The following is a 16,630-nucleotide window of genomic DNA, read 5'->3' on the forward strand; positions in this document are numbered from 1 at the left end:
TTTTGAGAAGACAGCGGCTAAAGGGGCTACGGCCACGCAAGGACCGGGATTTAAGGCGACTAACATGGGTTTGCAGGATGCAGATGCGGACGACGCCGGTTTCGGTACGCGCGTAAGGAGCGCTATCTTCTGGCGATCGGGCAGCCAGATCCTGTCACAAATGCTCAGCTGGGTCGTGACATTGGCGGTGATCCGCCTGCTGGATCCTGCCGATTACGGGCTTTTCGCCATGACCCAGGTGATTTTGAACTTCGCTACCTTCCTGAACGGCTACGGTCTCGTCAGCGCCCTGGTGCAATCCGACTCGCTCGATTCGCACCGGCTGCGTCAGGCTTTCGGAATCATGCTGCTGCTCAATGGCGGGCTTGCGATCGCGCAGCTGCTAATAGCGCCAATCGCCGCGGACTATTATGACCAACCCATGGTCGCTTCGCTGCTGCGGGTTCAGGCCCTGCTCTACTTGTCCACCCCTTTCCTCTCGATTCCCGAGGCGATCATGGGGCGGGCGCTCGACTTTCGCCGTCCGGCGCTCGTCAATCTGATCGCGGCCATCGCGTCAGCCGCCACGGCGCTGGTCGGGGCACTGTCAGGCTGGGGCGTGTGGACATTAGTGTTCGCGCCGATCGCGGGTTTCTGGGTCAAGGCGATCGGCTACGTCATCGTCACCGGCTTCCGCCCGATCCCCAGCTTCGATTTCCGGGGAACGGGCGCCATGGTGACCTATGGCGCCTCGTTGCTCGGCGGCCAGCTCTTCTGGATTGTGCAGAGCCAGGCGGATATTTTCATTGGTGGCCGCGTGCTCGGCGCGCATGAACTGGGCCTCTATGCCGAAGCACTGTTCCTGACGCAGATTTTCGTCAGCAAATTCATTCCGCCACTCAACGACGTCGCCTTCCCAGCCTATGCACGGATGCAAAAGGACCCGAACCGGATCGCCTGGTCGTTCTGCAAGGCCGTGCGTCTGCTGCTGCTGATGTCATGCCCGGTCTATCTCGGCATGGCGGTGACGGCAGAGCCGCTGGTCGAGACATTGTTCGGAGTCAAATGGCTCGCCATGGCGCCCTTCGTCGCGATTCTCGCGCTCGCCATGCCGTTCATGACGCTTCAGGTGATGTTCGCGCCGGTCAGCAATGCTGTCGGTCGCCCCGGCACGACCGCGCGGATCGCTGCGGTGGGTGCGATCCTGATGCCGGCCGCCTTCCTAATCGGCATTCGCTTCGGCGCCATCGGTCTGGCCTGGGCATGGCTAGCTGCCTTTCCCATCCTCACGGCGGTGACCGCCCGACTCGCGGGCGCACCGATGGGCTTGCGGATCAGCGACGTGATCCGCGCGGCCGCACCGGGCATTGGCTGTTCGGCTTTGATGGCCGGCGTCGTGCTGGCGGTGGATTGGGCGCTACCGCCTTTGCCCGCGCCGATCCTGCTCGGGATACTGGTCCCGACAGGCGGCGTCGCTTTTCTCGCCGCCCTGATGCTGTGCGCGCGCGGTACGCTGATGGAGTTGGTGACCCTGGTGACTCGCAAAGCGCCGCCCGCAATCCCCCCGGCCTGATCGGCCCTTATCAGCATGTCGCTCAGGCGGTGGCGATATAGTTGCGAAGAGCTGCCGCTTCCGATTCGATCCCGTCGATGCGGTGTTTGACGAGATCGCCGATCGAGATCAGCCCCACCAGCGCGCCATCCACGACCACCGGCAGATGGCGGATCCGCCGCTTCGTCATCAGCGACAGGCCCGAAATCACCGGCGTTTCGGTGTCGATCGTGATCGCCGGTGAAGTCATGACCTCGCTCACCGGCCGGTCGAGCACGCCTGGCCCGTCCGCGCCGACGCGATAGACGAGGTCGCGTTCGGAAAATATGCCCACCACCGTACCGTCGTCGACCACGGGCACGCAGCCGATGCGATGCTCGGCCAGCAGCTTCACCACGGAGAGGACGCTATCGCCGGGCCGGGCCTGAACCACATCCTTGCCTTTGCCCCGCAAAATCGCCGCAACGGTCATGGTCACTCTCCCTTTTCGTACGGACATGAGGTCCGGGTGCTTGATGATCCCACTTTAACACCCCAAAGAAAAGGGATGACTCGCAAGCAAGCGCTCGACGACCCTGTTATCGCGGCTACCGCCTGGGGGCGGTTTCGGCGGATGATGGTCTGGATGGCGCTCGGCGGCGCCGTCTGCGTCGGGCTGGCGCTCGGCGCATTGCGTTGGTGGGCCGGACCGCTGCCACTGCATATGATCATCGCCACGGTCATCGGGACATGGTGCACCTTCATGCTGGGCACCGGCCTGATGGCGCTCGTTTTCCTGTCGAGCGGCACGGGACATGACGAGCAGGTAATCGACAGACTGAAAGGCGAGGTGAACATTGACGATTGAAACGAGCGGAACGAGCGCATCCGGGGGCGGCGTGCCCATCCTGCGCGTGGTGCCGGGGCCAACCGACATCAACGCCAACGGCCATATCTTCGGCGGCTGGGTCTTGAGCCAGATGGATATAGCGGGGGGCATCGTCGCGCACCGGATCGCACAGGGGCCGGTCGCAACCGTCGCGGTCGAGAGCATGCATTTCATCGCGCCCATCCTGCTGCGCGACATCGTGTCGGTCTTCGCCCATGAGGAACGGCGCGGCCGGACGTCGATCGCGATCCGCATCGACGTGGTCGCCAATCGCGGCGCGGCGATGACGGACGTGCACCTGACCAGCGGGCTGTTCACTTTCGTGGCGCTTGACGAAGACCACCGGCCCCGGTTGCTCCCGCCAGCCTGATCAGTCCACCGCCGGGGCATCATAGTCGAGGGTCGCCGTAGCGTTCGCTGGCACGGTCGTCCGCCACAGCCAGTCGCCATCCTTGCGAAGCAACCCGCGCGCGGGCGAGACGGGCGTGTCGTCCGTCCGTGCGATCTTCACCTCGATCCCGACGGGGCGGGAGGTCGCGTTACTGAAATGCGCGTGCAAAAACCGGCGTTTCGTTCCGGCTTTGCGTGTCACGGCGAACCGCACGGGCGCGCTGTCGCCAGCCGCCATTTCCACATTTTCGTCGACGGCATGGTCGCCCAGCGTCGATTCGCTCAGCACCAGCGATTCAGCACCCACTGGCGCAAACAGCGCGACGCTACCAGCGGCAGGCCGACACCGGAGTTTGCGTCATTGCGGAAGAGCCGATGACAGGTCACTGTCGTCGTGCCCATCGGCCAGCATTGCAGGTTGAACGCTGGTATCGGGGGTTCGACGAGAGCGCGCGATAGTGCGACCGGCGATCCAACCGCCCGGCAACGGCCAGCAATTGCGCGCCGGGGAACCCGATTTCACCATTATTGGCGACCGTCATCCAGCCGAACGGGTCCATCCGGTCGCCGGTGGCGGACAGGCGGCCGACATAGTTCGCGCTTCAGTGAACCCCGTGGCGATATAGGTCAGCGTCACATCGGCCACCGTCGCGTGATCGGTCTTGCTGGTCAGGGAAAGAACCGCTCCGCCATTGACGCTCAGCACCCGCGTCTGCTCGCGCGGTTCAGCGCCGGTAGCGGGATTGATGCGCATGATGGTGACGGTGCGGCCGATGACCTTTTCCATCAGTTTGGCGGGCGACAAGAGGTCGAAGTCCAAATTCTGCTCGACGATGCCGCGCCATCGGCGGCGAAGGAGAGTGTTTCGGGGCGGATCTGCGCCGACACGTCGGGAAATTTGATGCGCGCGATACCGGCAGGGATAGCGATCGAGCGTATATCCTGCATCAGCGCCAGAATGTCATTATAGAGGGTGACGGCGACGTCACCCTGCCCCGATGCGCCCGTCGGATCGGATGCGCTCGCCTGGGCGAAAGTGATGGCGGGCAAGCCACATAGGATGATGCATAAATGGCGAACGGCTCTGATCATCATCGTCTCTCCCCGCATGGCGATCTTGTGCCGCATCCGGCTGCACTTGGAAAGCGGCAGAAAAAAGGGGATGGCACGCCAGCGCCATCCCCTTTTCGTGCCGCCGTTGCCACACGGCCTGGACGTTATGGCTTATTCGGCCGCCTCGGTCGTAGGACGCGGCCGACGGACGCGCTTGCGCGGCGCTTCGGCGGCCTCACTGTCATTATCGGCCCGCGCGATCGACGGCGGCAGCACGGCGAGGTCGAGACCTTCGCTCAGCTTTTCACCCTGATCGACTGGTGCCGGCTGACGAGGCGGACGGCCACGACGCGGACGAGGTGCTTCGGCCGATTGCTCGGCTGCGACGGTCGGCGCTGAGGGCAGGGGTGCGGACGGGGCCGCCTGTGGCTGTTCCACCGCGCCCTGCTCCACAGGGGACTGCTGGGTGACAGACTGCGAAACCGGGCGCTCGCGACGGTTGCGATCACGGCGCTCGTTACCGCGATCACGATCATTGGGCCGTTCGCCGGACCTGTCATTGGAGCGCTCGCCGGAGCGATCCGCAGATTGACCGCCGGAGCGATCATAACCGCGATTATCGCTGCGTTCCCGATCACTGGCCCGGTCATTGTTCCGCTCGCCGTTGCGTTCATTGCTCCGGTCATTCCCGCGATCGCGGCCGTCATTCTGCCATTCGCGCTCCTGGTAGCGCGGCGTCTGCTGCGGAGGATCGAAGCGGCTATCTTCGCCGGCATCGTCATTGCCGTCGAAATCCTCATTCTCTTCGTCCATGCCCTCGTCAGGGCGACGATAGCGGCCCTGCTGTTCTTCCTGACGCGCGCGATTATCGGCGAGGACACGGAAATAATGGTCGGCGAACTGAAGATAATATTCGGCGTTTACGCGATCGCCCGCCATCTGCGCGTCACGCGCCATATTCTTGTATTTTTCAAGAAGCTGGGTCGCGTTGCCACGCGCGCGATTGTCGATGCGGTTACCATTATCACCGCCGCCCCGGTTAGTACCACCGTTGGGGCGCCCGTTATTCCGGCCGCGATTGCGACGGCCGGCCTGCCTGTTGTTGATCAAGACATGGTCCTTGCGTTCACTAAGACATACTTCACTGAAAACATTGTTCAGTCGCCACCCCATTCCGGCCCGCTCGTCGAACCGGATATGGCTCCGCAGGGGAAAGCTCGCAGGAGCCATCCCTCATTGCCAGAGGCGCTTGCGCAGCAGCGCCGTCATGGCTTTTAGGAGCTGAGAAAAACGGCTTTTCCATCAATGGCCCTGAAGGCCAAATCCAAATATAGTGCCGCTCCTGCATGCCATGTAGTGGGTTTCGGGGCATAAACCAAGCAAATTTCGCTTGATCTCGCGTAAATCACAGCTTTCTCGTTGCCACCAGACACCGATCATGCCCGGCAAGATCGCGATGCACCGCGACATCCAGCCCCTGCGCATGGAGCAGTGCTGAGACGCTGTCCCGCTGATCGAACCCGATTTCGATCGCCGCCATGCCTCCGGGCGCGATGAGGCGCGGCAATTGCGGGGCTATGCGGCGATAGTCGTCCAACCCCTCGAGCCCGGCGAACAAGGCGCCATGCGGTTCTCGCAGGATATCGCGAGCGAGCGGGACGTCTCGTGCGATATAGGGCGGGTTGATCAGCATCAGGTCGAAGCAGCCCTCGATCCCCTCGCCCCAGTCGCCAGGCGCGAAATCGGCCCGGTCGCCCATGCCGAGCCGGTCCGCATTGCCGCGGGCCACATCGAGCGCGGCGGGGGAGATATCGACGCCGAGGCCTCGCGCTTGCGGCCACTGGTCGAGCGCAGCCAGCAGCAGCGCGCCCGAGCCGGTGCCCAGGTCCAATATGGTCGCGGGTGACCGCACCAAAAAATGCGCGACGGCCGCCTCGATCAGGGTTTCGCTGTCGGGCCGGGGTATCAAAACGTCGGGCGTGACAGCGAGGCTGATCGTCCAGAAATCACGGGCCCCGATAATATAGGCGACAGGTTCATAGCCGAGGCGGCGCTCGACAAACGCATCATAGGTCGGGGGGGCGTCAAGGTCATGCTGGCGCAACAGCAGATCGTTGCGGGGCAGGCCGAGCGCATGGGCAAGAAGCAGCTCCGCATCGAGCCGGGGCGAATCGCTGACGGAGGCAAGACGGGCGGCAGCCCCGCGCAGCGCCTCTGCGGCCCTCACCCCACCCCGTCCAGTTGCGCGAGCCGCGCCGCTTCATCCTCCGCCACCAGCGCGTCGATGACTTCGGCGAGGCCCGGCCCTTCCAATATTTCGGGCAGGCGATGCAGCGTCAGGTTGATGCGATGGTCGGTGACCCGCCCCTGCGGAAAATTATAGGTGCGGATGCGCTCGGACCGGTCGCCCGAACCGACCATCGCCTTGCGCGCGCCGGCCTGTTCGCTGTGCGCGCGCTCGCGCTCGGCTTCGTAAAGCCGCGCGCGCAGCACCTGCATCGCCTTGGCCTTGTTCTTGTGCTGCGACCGCTCGTCCTGCTGGATGACGACGAGGCCCGACGGCAAATGGGTGATGCGCACCGCCGAATCGGTGGTGTTGACATGCTGTCCGCCAGCGCCCGATGCGCGATAGATGTCGATCTTGAGGTCGCCATCGGCGATGTGCACGTCGACTTCTTCGGGTTCGGGCAGCACCGCCACGGTCGCTGCCGAGGTGTGGATTCGACCGCCGCTTTCGGTGACGGGCACGCGCTGAACCCGGTGGACGCCACTCTCGAATTTGAGCTTGGCGAACACGCCCGTGCCGGTGATGCTGGCCACCACTTCCTTGTAACCACCCGCTTCCGAGCTGTTGGCGCTGATCAGGTCCATCTTCCAGCCCTGCGCGTCGGCGAAGCGCTGATACATGCGGAACAGGTCGCCCGCGAACAGCGCCGCTTCGTCGCCTCCGGTGCCGGCGCGGATTTCCAGCATGGCGGGGCGCGCATCGGCCGAATCGCGGGGCAGCAATTGCAGCGCCAGCGCCCGCTCGGCCAGCGGCAGCTGGCCTTTGAGGAGCTGCATTTCCTCCTGCGCCATGTCGCGCATCATCGGATCGGCGTCCGCATCCGCGCCGCCAGCCATATAGTCGAGCGCGGCGAGTTCCTGCCGCAGCCGCCGCACCTCATGCGCCGCCCGCGCGACCGGCTCGATTTCGGCATATTCCTTCGACAGCCGCACAAACTCGTCCGCCGCCAGATCGGCGCGCGTCATCGACGCCTGCACCTCGTCCCGGCGCGCCTCGATCTGCGCGATGCGTTCAGGCGAGATGTGCATAAGGTTTGTCCACTTATCCGTTCGGGCTGAGCGAAGTCGAAGCCCTCTGCTGAGCGAAGCGAAGTGGCTTCGCCTGCGGCTCAGCCGAGCCCTTCGACAAGCTCAGGGCGAGCGGGGGCGGGTATGCGGGATTAGCCAAAGGGGGCATCAGACAGGCCGGTCCGCCCAAAGCGTTATAGGCTGGCGCTCGATCTGCAAGTTATAGCGCGATCCAAACATTGAATGCAGCACGTCGTCCGACGGCATTTCGATCTGCGGATACTTTGCATAATAGCGGACACGGAGATTTGGTCGATCGGCCGTGACTTCCGATGATATGGAGATCGCAATGTCAGGGTTCTTTAATCGCGTTGCCTTCTCCCACCGTTTTTTGGGTGACCCCGTCGCCGTCACCTCGCAGGATAAAGACGATCGCCAAATCCTGCTGGCCACGTCATAACCGGCCGAAATGAGATCGTCGGACTCAACAATGACGGCAAAATTTGCTTTGGCGATCTCCGGCGCATCCACCAGCATCGCCAGCCGCTCGATCCCCGCCGCCCAGCCGACCGCAGGCGTCGCCGGCCCGCCCAGATTCTCGATCAGTCCGTCATAACGCCCGCCGCCCAGCACGGTGCCCTGCGCGCCCAGCCGGTCGGTGACGAATTCGAACGCGGTGTGGCGATAATAATCAAGGCCACGCACGAGCCGGTCGTTACGTTGATAATCGACGCCCGCTGCCTTCAGGCCCGCTGTCACCTTGTCGAAAAATGTCAGCGCCTCGTCGGTCAGATAGGCGTCGATCCCCGGCGCGCTGTCGGCCACGGGGCGATCCCGCGGGTCCTTGCTATCAAGGATGCGCATCGGATTGCGCGCCAGCCGGTCGAGGCTTTCTTCCGACAACTGATCGCGATGCGCTTCGAAATGCCGGATCAGCGCCACCCGCCATGCCTCCCGGCTCGCGGCGTCGCCCAGCGTGTTGAGCGTCAGCGTCACGCCATCTGCAATCCCCAATTCCTTAAGCAACTGGTCGGCGAATACCAGCAGTTCGACGTCAGCCCCCGGCTCGGCCGCACCGATAATTTCGGCGTCTAGCTGGTGGAACTGGCGAAAACGGCCTTTTTGCGGGCGTTCATAGCGGAACAACGGGCCGTGGGTCGCGACCTTGAGCGGCGCATATTGCTGCCAGCCTTCGGTAATATAGGCGCGGGCGATCCCGGCGGTGAATTCCGGGCGCAGCGTGATCGAATCCCCGCCCCTGTCCTCGAACGTGTACATTTCCTTCGACACGACGTCGGTGCTTTCGCCGAGCGACCGGGCGAATACCGCCGTCGCTTCGAACACCGGCACCTCGACGCGCTGGAAGCCGTAAAGCTTACGCACCCGGTCGAACGTAGCGATGACATGGGTGAAGCGTTCCGCAAACGCATCCTTGGTCCCGCCGAGCATGTCCTGTGTACCACGCACCGCATTTGGGGTTTTTGGGCGCGGCGTTTCGTTTTTAGCCATGGGTCGGGGGCATTAGCGATAATCGCCTCTCGTGGAAACGCGATTTTTGCGCGGTCGCCCCAGCGTTCTCCAGGCGCGTGATCGGATCATCGCGAGGGGGTGGACGACGGCGGTTCGCCTCGTCATGCTGCATATCCCTCGTCCCTCCCCCGTTCGTCCACCGGAGACCCGCATGATCCGCAGCCTGGCTGCCGCCCTCTTCCTCTCCACGACGCTCACCGGCCCGCTCGCCGCGCAGGACGCGATCCGCGCTCGGCCGACGGCGCCTGTCATAAACGATGCGACCCCGGCGCCGCGCGACGCGCCCTATCCCGGCGGCACGATCCGGCTGGAGGTGGACGCGACCGACACGATGCAGCGAATCTTTCGCGTACGCGAAACGATCCCCGTCGCGGCGGCCGGCCCGATGACATTGCTAATGCCCCAGTGGCTGCCCGGCAATCATGCCCCGCGCGGCCAGATCGACAAGCTCGCAGGGCTCAGCTTCACCGCCGATGGCAAGCCGCTCGCCTGGACGCGCGATCCGCTCGACGTCTACGCTTTCCGCATCGACGTGCCTCAGGGCGCGAAGCAGGTGGTGGCACAATTCCAATTCCTGTCGGCCACCATGCCCAATCAGGGCCGGGTCGTGGTGACGCCCAAGATGCTCAACATCCAGTGGGAATCCGTCTCGCTCTACCCGGCGGGCTATTATACCCGGCAGATCCCGGTGCAGGCGACCGTCACCTACCCGGCCGGCTGGCAGGCGGCGAGCGCGCTGCGGGGCAGGCGAACCGGCGACACCATCGCTTATGACGTAATCGATTATGAAGCCTTGCAGGATTCGCCGGTGTTCGCCGGGGTCCATTACAAGGCGGTCGATCTTGGTCACAACGTCACGCTCAACATCGTCGCCGACGACGCCGACGAACTGGACGCAAAGCCCGACCAGATCGAGAAGCACAGGAAACTGGTGGCCGAAGCGGGGTCGCTGTTCGGCGCTTATCATTTCGACCATTATGATTTCCTTCTCGCCATCACCGACGAGATGGGGGGCATCGGCCTCGAACATCATCGCAGTTCCGAAAATCAGGTCGAGCCGGGCTATTTCAAAAAGCCGGGCGATGCCGACGCGCTGCTCGACCGCAACCTGTTGCCGCATGAATTCACCCATAGCTGGGACGGCAAGTTCCGCCGCCCCGATCTGCTATGGACCCCCGATTTCCGCACGCCGATGCAGGACAATCTTTTGTGGGTCTATGAAGGCCAGACGCAATTTTGGGGCTATGTGCTGGGCGCGCGATCGGGGCTGTTCACCAAGCAGGAAACGCTCGACGCCTATGCGCATATCGCGGCGAAGCTCGATACCGCCAGGGGGCGCGAATGGCGCGCGATGGAGGATACGACCCACGATCCGATCATCTCGGCCCGCCGGCCCAAAGGCTGGGCCAGCTGGCAGCGGTCGGAGGATTATTATAATGAAGGGCTGATGATCTGGCTGGAGGCGGACGCGATCCTTCGCCGGCAGACCGGCGGCAAGAGGGGCCTCGACGATTTCGCGCGCGCCTTTTTCGGGATCAATCCCGGCGATTGGGGCCAAGTCGTTTATAATCGCGACGAGGTCGTCAGGACCTTAAACGGCGTCGCGCCTTATGACTGGGACGGCTTCTTCAAGAGCCGCGTCGATGCCACGACGAAGGAGTCCCCCAAGGGCGGCTTCGCTCTTGGCGGTTACAAGCTGGTCTATGGCGATACGCCGGGCGCGATCACGCGCAGCGCCGAAAGCGCGCAAAAGATGGTGGACCAGAGCTTCGGCATAGGGCTCACCATCAAGAATGACGGCGAGATCAGCGGCATTACGTGGGACAGTGCTGCTTTCAGGGCAGGCCTCGCGACGGGCACGAAGATCGTTGCGGTCAATGGCGACGAATATTCGTCCGATGGCTTCAAAGCGGCGATCAAGGCCGCGCAGACGGTTCGAAAACCGATCCAGATCATCGTCCGGCAGGACAAATATTACCGGATATTGTCCCTCGCTTATTGGGATGGCCTGCGCTATCCGCGCCTCGAAAAGACAGGAGAGGGTGAGGGCAGCCTGGACCGGCTGCTCAAACCGAAAACATAATCACCCCGCGCCCTAACGTTAGCAGAAGGCCCTTTCATGAATATCGAACTGATCCCGGTCGGCGACGATCCACCGAACAGCCTGAACGTCGTCATTGAAGTGCCGATCGGCGGCGAGCCGGTAAAATATGAATTCGACAAGGCCAGCGGCGCGCTGTTCGTCGACCGCATCCTGCATACGCCGATGCGCTACCCGGCCAATTATGGTTTCGTGCCGCACACTTTGTCGCCCGATGGCGATCCGCTCGACGCGCTGGTCATCGCGCGTTCGCCCTTCGTGCCCGGATCGGTCGTGCGTGCGCGGCCGATCGCCGTGCTGAACCTGGAAGACGAAGCGGGCGGCGACGAGAAGCTGGTGTGCGTACCCGACAACAAGACTTTCCCCTATTATGCGGACATCAGCGAGAAGGACGATCTGCCCGGCATCGTGATGGAGCAGATCGAGCATTTCTTCACCCACTATAAGGATCTGGAAAAGCAGAAGTGGGTGCGCGTCGGCACCTGGGGCGGCGCGGAAGACGCCAAGCGCATCACGCTGGAAGCGATCGCCCGCTACAAGGCCGGCAAGACCGCCTGATACAAAAGATCGAAAGGGGGCCGCGCGAACAGTCTGCGCGGCCCCCTTTTTTGCGTCAGATCAGTCGATCAGCTTCCAGCGCCAGCGCCAACGAATCACGACCTCGTGGCGCGCGGGCATGCAAGCGCGCGTCTGCTTCGGCGAGGCGCGCGACGCCCATTGCCATCTGCTCCTCCGGGACGGCGAAGGGCAGACGCAGGAATCGCTCGAACGCGCCGTTCACGCCAAAGCGCGGCCCCGGCGCGATGCGCACGCCATGGCTTTCTGCCAGCGCCGCGAGCGCGGTGGCCTCCGCATGGGGAAGCTCAGCCCAGAGTGACAGGCCGCCGGCGGGCGATTCGACCCGCCAATGCGGCAAATGTCGCTCCAGCAGCCCAAGCAGATGATCCCGCCTCGCTCGCAGCATGTCCGCGCGCGCGCCCAGCCCCTGATCGGCGTCGATCAGATGCGCCACGGCAAGCTGTTCGACCACGGGACTGGCCATGTCCATGGTCGTGCGCAACCGGCCGAGCGCAGCGATGGTTTGCGGGTCGGCGCGGATCCAGCCGACCCGCAGCCCGCCCCAGAACAGCTTGCTCGCCGACCCCATGGTGATGACATGCCGGCCGGAAGGGTCATGTGTGGCGACCGGCGGCGGGGCCATGAAGTCCAGCCCCATCGCCATCATCGTCTCGTCGATGATCAGCGGCGTGTGGCTGCGCATGGCGGCGGCGACCAATGCCCGCCGCGTCGCCGGGTCCATCGACCGGCCGGTCGGGTTATGAAAATCGGCGATGATATAGGCAAAGCGCGGGGACGTTTGGCGGAAGGCCGCATCCATCGCGTCGATGTCCCAGCCCTGCCGCGGCAATCCGACCGGCACGGGCACGACATGGGCGCGCTGCAACGCCTGGATCGCATTATGATAGGTCGGATGATCGATCACCGCCCGGTCGCCCGGCCCGGCCAGCCATTGCAACAGCAGCGCAAATCCCTGCTGCGCGCCGTTGGTGACCATGATCTGGTCCGCGCCCGTCGGACAGCCGCGCCGCTCGAAATCCGCCGCGATCGCGCGACGCAGCGGCGCAAGCCCGAGCGGATCATAGCCAAGCTCGCCAAGATAAGCGGGCAACGCCTCGACCGCCGCCTGACAGGCGCGGGCGACGCCGGGGGACGCGGGCAACGCCGCGTGGGTCCAGTTGAACAGATTGCCGCCGGTCGGGCTGTCAGGCTCTGCTATCGTCGGCTCCGTCCGGCCCGGCGGCAGGCGCGTGACGCTGCCAGAGCCCTGCCGGCTTTCGAGATACCCCTCCTCGCGCAGCCGGTCGAAGGCGGCGGCGATGGTGGTGCGGCTGAGGCCCAGCGCCGCTGCCAGTTCCCGTTCACCCGGCAGGCGCACGTCGAGCGCGACCCGCCCGTCGAGCACGAGCATCCTAAGCGCGCGAGCGAGCTGACGATAGGCGGGTTCAGGGCTTTCCGTGGCACGCCATGCGCCAAGCTGGCGGATCAGGGAGGGTGGACGGAGGGACGATGTAGACATGATATTGGCATCCGATAGCCGGTGACAGTCAAGCCAATTATCCCATATTGGCCATTTGGTAAAATGCCACTTTGACTATTGCTGGTCTTCATGATGATCCGCCGCCGTCTTTTCCAACTGAGCTGGGGTCTCGTCCTCTATGGCTTTGCGATGGCGCTGCTGTTGCGCGCGAACCTCGGCCTAGATCCATGGGATGTGCTGCACCAGGGGCTCGCACCGCGCCTTGGTCTGAGCTTCGGCATGACGGTCAATCTGATTGGCTCGGTCGTTCTGCTACTGTGGTGGCCACTGCGCCAGCGGCCGGGTATCGGCACCGTTTGCAATATCGTGGTGATCGGCACGGCTGTGGACCTGAGCCTGATGATCCTGCCGACGCCAGCAGGGTATGCGATGCGCGCCGCTTGGCTGATCGCCGGGATCCTCCTTAACGGCATTGCCGGCGGCGCCTATATCGGCGCTGGCCTCGGCCCCGGGCCACGCGACGGCCTGATGACCGGCTTTTGTCGCCGTACCGGCTGGTCGGTCAAAAGGGTGCGCACCGGAATCGAGATCGCGGTACTTGGCATCGGCTGGCTGCTCGGCGGTACTGTCGGCATTGGCACCGTGCTTTATGCCGTGAGCATCGGCTGGATCGTCCACCACAGCCTGCCTTTTTTCACGATCCGCGATCGACCACCCGCCGCTCCGGCATAAAGCTCAGTTCGACACCAGTCGGATCGCCGCGCTCGACACCCAGCCGCTGGCGCAAGGCCCGCTATAGGCTTGCTTGCGATCTGCTGGTCCGGATACGCCACAATCGGTGGCGGGAGCGTCGGCACCGGCTACATCCTTATTCGCCTTATCCGCTGCCGGGGGGGCTGGAATGACGACGACGCCCAACCATTTTTGGTCGAGGCTGCGGGTGCAGACGAAGGTGCGGTCGCCTTCGGCAAGCCGGCCTGTCTCCACGCTCTCATCAAATGGCGCGGCACGTAAGGCGATGCCCCCTCCGCCCGCACGCGTCACCCGGCCCACCGTTCCGCAGGCGGCGAAACGCGCGCCGTCCTCGCCGATCGTGACGGGCCGCGCGACCGGGGCATCCATTCGGCTTTCCGGCACATCCGCGCGCGGTGCGCCTGCGAGCGAACTGTTAGGCAGTTCCTCCAGCACGTCGCTGCTGCTCGAACAGGCGGCGAGCAATAATATCGGGATGAGAATGGCGCGCATCCCTGCCTGATAGACCTCCCCTCGCCCCGGCGGAAGCCGGCATGTTTTGCTTTAGTTTCGCAGGCGCATTCCCTATATGCTGGCCCATGAGCGAAGACAGCCAAGCAAATCCCAACAGCAACGAATATGGCGCCGACAGCATCAAGGTGCTGAAAGGCCTGGACGCCGTGCGCAAGCGGCCCGGCATGTATATCGGCGACACCGACGACGGGTCGGGCCTGCATCATATGGTGTTCGAAGTCAGCGACAATGCGATCGACGAGGCGCTGGCGGGCCATTGCGACCGGATCGACATCGTCCTCAATCCCGACGGTTCGGTCAGCGTGACCGACAATGGTCGCGGCATCCCGACCGGCATCCATAGCGAGGAAGGCGTGTCGGCGGCCGAGGTCATCATGACCCAGCTCCACGCGGGCGGGAAGTTCGAGAATACCAGCGACGACAATGCCTATAAGGTGTCTGGCGGCTTGCACGGCGTCGGCGTGTCCGTGGTCAACGCGCTGTCCGACTGGCTGGAGCTCAACATCTGGCGCGACGGGCAGGAACATTGGATGCGCTTTCGCAACGGCGACGCCCAAGCGCCGCTCAAGGTGCTGGGGCCGGCTGCTGCGGGTCAGAAGGGCACGAAGGTCACCTTCATGTTCTCGACCGAGACGTTCAAGAATGTGACCGAATATGATTTCGACAAGCTGGAGCATCGCTATCGCGAACTGGCCTTCCTCAACAGCGGCGTCCGCCTGTTCCTGACTGACGCGCGGCACGAGGAAAGCAAGACGGTCGAGCTCTATTATGAAGGCGGCATCGCGGCGTTCGTCAAATATCTCGATCGCAACAAGGCGTCGATGATGCCGGAGCCGATCGCGATTTCGGGCACGCGCGACGATGTGACGATCGACGTCGCGCTGGAATGGAACGACAGCTATTACGAGAACGTCCTTTGTTTCACCAACAACATTCCTCAGCGCGACGGCGGCACCCATCTGGCCGCCTTCCGCGCGGCACTGACCCGCACGCTCAATAATTACGCTGAAAAATCCGGCGCGATGAAGAAGGAGAAGGTATCGCTGACCGGAGAGGACATGCGCGAGGGGCTGACCGCCATCGTGTCGGTCAAGCTGCCCGATCCGAAATTCAGCAGCCAGACCAAGGACAAGCTGGTCAGCAGCGAGGTGCGCCAGCCGCTCGAAAGCCTGATGGCGGACAAGATGGCCGAATGGCTCGAAGAAAATCCGGCGCACGGCAAGATGATCGTGCAGAAGATTATCGACGCAGCCGCCGCACGAGAAGCCGCCAAAAAGGCGCGCGAACTGACGCGGCGCAAGGGTGTGCTCGACGTCGCCAGCCTGCCCGGCAAGCTCGCCGATTGTCAGGAGCGTGACCCCGCCAAGTCGGAACTGTTCCTGGTCGAGGGCGATTCGGCCGGCGGTTCGGCGAAACAGGGCCGTAACCGCCACAATCAGGCGATCCTGCCGCTAAAGGGCAAGATTCTGAACGTGGAACGCGCGCGGTTCGACAAGATGCTTTCGTCCAAGGAGGTCGGCACGCTGATTCAGGCGATGGGCACCGGCATCCGCGACGATTTCAACCTCGACAAGCTGCGCTATCACAAGATCGTCATCATGACCGACGCGGATGTCGACGGCGCGCATATCCGCACGCTTTTGCTGACATTTTTCTATCGCCAGATGCCGCAGATCATCGAGGCCGGGCACCTCTTCATCGCCCAGCCGCCGCTCTACAAGGCCACGCGCGGGCGCAGCGAGCTTTATCTCAAGAACGACGCGGCGCTGGAGCAATATCTGGTCGACAATGGCGCTGATTCGATGGTGCTGGAAGGTGGCAGCGGTCCGCGAACCGGCAATGATCTCAAATCGCTGGTCGACCATGCCCGGCGCATGCGCGCCGTGATGCGCTATGTGCCGCGCCGCTATGATCCGACGATCATCGAGGCGCTCAGCCTTACGGGGGGGCTCGACCCGGAACTGTCCGAGGCGCAGCAGGCCGAACGGCTGATCGCGGCGGTCGTGTGGATGGGCGAGCATGACGCCGAGGGCAAATGGACCGGTCGAATCGCCGAGGGTGGCGGCTTTCATTTCGAACGGCTGTGGCGCGGTGTTACCGACCATCATGTCATCGAACATGGCTTTCTGGGGTCAGCCGAGGCGCGCAAGCTGCACAGCACGGCGTCCGAGGAAGCGTCGAGCTATCGCAGCCCGAGCCGCCTCGTTTCGGCCAAGGCCATCGCCGTGCAGGAAGATCCGGGCGACGATGAACTGCCCGCCGCCCCCGCCAAGGGATCGACCCTGATCACGCGGCCGAGCGAATTGCTGGAGGCGATACTCGCCGCCGGGCGTAAGGGCCTTGCGATCCAGCGCTATAAGGGTCTGGGCGAAATGAACGCCGAACAATTGTGGGAAACCACGCTCGATCCCGAAAATCGGTCCATGCTGCGCGTGGAGGTGGAGCAAGCCGACATTGCCGACGAAATCTTTACCCGGCTGATGGGCGATATCGTCGAGCCACGCCGCGAATTCATTCAGGACAATGCGCTGAACGTCGCCAATCTCGACGTGTAAGGCA

At 63.7% G+C, this 16,630-nt stretch carries 17 protein-coding genes; 7 read left to right on the forward strand and 10 right to left on the reverse strand.

Features of this window, described 5'->3' with window-relative positions:
• Window positions 1-64 precede the first annotated feature (64 nt).
• Window positions 65-1,552, forward strand: a complete 1,488-nt coding sequence (locus WG907_RS15900; RefSeq protein WP_340234334.1) for a lipopolysaccharide biosynthesis protein — start codon at window positions 65-67, stop codon at window positions 1,550-1,552.
• 22 nt (window positions 1,553-1,574) lie between these two features.
• Here the strand turns inward: WG907_RS15900 and WG907_RS15905 are convergent, their stop codons facing one another.
• Entirely contained in the window at window positions 1,575-2,003 is a 429-nt protein-coding gene (locus WG907_RS15905; protein ID WP_340234336.1) for a CBS domain-containing protein, read from the reverse strand.
• Between the two features lie 75 nt (window positions 2,004-2,078).
• On the opposite strand from WG907_RS15905, the gene WG907_RS15910 reads away from it, so the two are divergent.
• Window positions 2,079-2,378 (forward strand): hypothetical protein, encoded by a 300-nt coding sequence (locus tag WG907_RS15910; RefSeq protein ID WP_340234338.1) that lies wholly within the window; start codon window positions 2,079-2,081, stop codon window positions 2,376-2,378.
• Window positions 2,368-2,769: an acyl-CoA thioesterase gene (locus WG907_RS15915; RefSeq protein WP_340234339.1), complete on the forward strand. Its 402-nt coding sequence runs from the start codon at window positions 2,368-2,370 to the stop codon at window positions 2,767-2,769. The genes WG907_RS15910 and WG907_RS15915 overlap by 11 nt, the downstream gene beginning before the upstream one ends.
• On the opposite strand, the gene WG907_RS15920 is transcribed toward WG907_RS15915, so the two are convergent.
• From WG907_RS15920 to hisS, 7 genes are all read right to left on the reverse strand, one after another.
• Window positions 2,770-3,078: a hypothetical protein gene (locus WG907_RS15920; RefSeq protein WP_340234341.1), complete on the reverse strand. Its 309-nt coding sequence runs from the start codon at window positions 3,076-3,078 to the stop codon at window positions 2,770-2,772.
• 249 nt (window positions 3,079-3,327) lie between these two features.
• Window positions 3,328-3,594 carry a hypothetical protein gene (locus WG907_RS15925; RefSeq protein ID WP_340234343.1) on the reverse strand — a complete coding sequence of 89 codons (267 nt, stop codon included), beginning with the start codon at window positions 3,592-3,594 and terminating at the stop codon, window positions 3,328-3,330.
• Window positions 3,576-3,884: a hypothetical protein gene (locus WG907_RS15930; RefSeq protein ID WP_340234345.1), complete on the reverse strand. Its 309-nt coding sequence runs from the start codon at window positions 3,882-3,884 to the stop codon at window positions 3,576-3,578. Before WG907_RS15930 ends, WG907_RS15925 begins: the two co-directional genes overlap by 19 nt.
• Window positions 3,885-4,013: 129 nt before the next feature.
• Window positions 4,014-4,952: a DUF4167 domain-containing protein gene (locus tag WG907_RS15935; protein WP_340234347.1), complete on the reverse strand. Its 939-nt coding sequence runs from the start codon at window positions 4,950-4,952 to the stop codon at window positions 4,014-4,016.
• A gap of 295 nt (window positions 4,953-5,247) precedes the next feature.
• A complete protein-coding gene (gene prmC / locus WG907_RS15940) occupies window positions 5,248-6,069 on the reverse strand; it encodes a peptide chain release factor N(5)-glutamine methyltransferase (RefSeq protein WP_340234348.1) in 822 nt (273 codons plus the stop codon).
• Window positions 6,066-7,157, reverse strand: a complete 1,092-nt coding sequence (gene prfA / locus WG907_RS15945) for a peptide chain release factor 1 (RefSeq protein ID WP_340234349.1) — start codon at window positions 7,155-7,157, stop codon at window positions 6,066-6,068. Before prfA ends, prmC begins: the two co-directional genes overlap by 4 nt.
• Window positions 7,158-7,304: 147 nt before the next feature.
• Window positions 7,305-8,645 carry a histidine--tRNA ligase gene (gene hisS / locus WG907_RS15950; RefSeq protein WP_340234350.1) on the reverse strand — a complete coding sequence of 447 codons (1,341 nt, stop codon included), beginning with the start codon at window positions 8,643-8,645 and terminating at the stop codon, window positions 7,305-7,307.
• Window positions 8,646-8,817: 172 nt separating this feature from the next.
• On the opposite strand from hisS, the gene WG907_RS15955 reads away from it, so the two are divergent.
• Window positions 8,818-10,749, forward strand: coding sequence for a M61 family metallopeptidase (locus WG907_RS15955; protein ID WP_340234352.1), 1,932 nt, complete (start codon window positions 8,818-8,820; stop codon window positions 10,747-10,749).
• A 36-nt stretch (window positions 10,750-10,785) separates the two neighbouring features.
• A complete protein-coding gene (gene ppa, locus WG907_RS15960) occupies window positions 10,786-11,325 on the forward strand; it encodes an inorganic diphosphatase (protein ID WP_340234353.1) in 540 nt (179 codons plus the stop codon).
• Window positions 11,326-11,380: 55 nt separating this feature from the next.
• Here the strand turns inward: ppa and yczR are convergent, their stop codons facing one another.
• Window positions 11,381-12,844, reverse strand: coding sequence for a MocR-like transcription factor YczR (yczR, locus tag WG907_RS15965; RefSeq protein ID WP_340234354.1), 1,464 nt, complete (start codon window positions 12,842-12,844; stop codon window positions 11,381-11,383).
• 90 nt (window positions 12,845-12,934) lie between these two features.
• Between yczR and yczE the strand changes: the two genes are divergently transcribed.
• Entirely contained in the window at window positions 12,935-13,537 is a 603-nt protein-coding gene (gene yczE, locus WG907_RS15970; RefSeq protein ID WP_340234355.1) for a membrane protein YczE, read from the forward strand.
• A 3-nt stretch (window positions 13,538-13,540) separates the two neighbouring features.
• Here yczE and WG907_RS15975 read toward each other — a convergent pair whose 3' ends face one another.
• Window positions 13,541-14,050 carry a hypothetical protein gene (locus WG907_RS15975; protein ID WP_340234356.1) on the reverse strand — a complete coding sequence of 170 codons (510 nt, stop codon included), beginning with the start codon at window positions 14,048-14,050 and terminating at the stop codon, window positions 13,541-13,543.
• 86 nt (window positions 14,051-14,136) lie between these two features.
• On the opposite strand from WG907_RS15975, the gene gyrB reads away from it, so the two are divergent.
• On the forward strand, window positions 14,137-16,626 hold the full coding sequence (gyrB, locus tag WG907_RS15980) for a DNA topoisomerase (ATP-hydrolyzing) subunit B (RefSeq protein WP_340234357.1): 2,490 nt from the start codon (window positions 14,137-14,139) through the stop codon (window positions 16,624-16,626).
• Window positions 16,627-16,630 lie beyond the last annotated feature (4 nt).

The sequence above is a fragment of the Sphingobium fluminis genome (assembly GCF_037723805.1).
GTDB lineage: Bacteria > Pseudomonadota > Alphaproteobacteria > Sphingomonadales > Sphingomonadaceae > Sphingobium.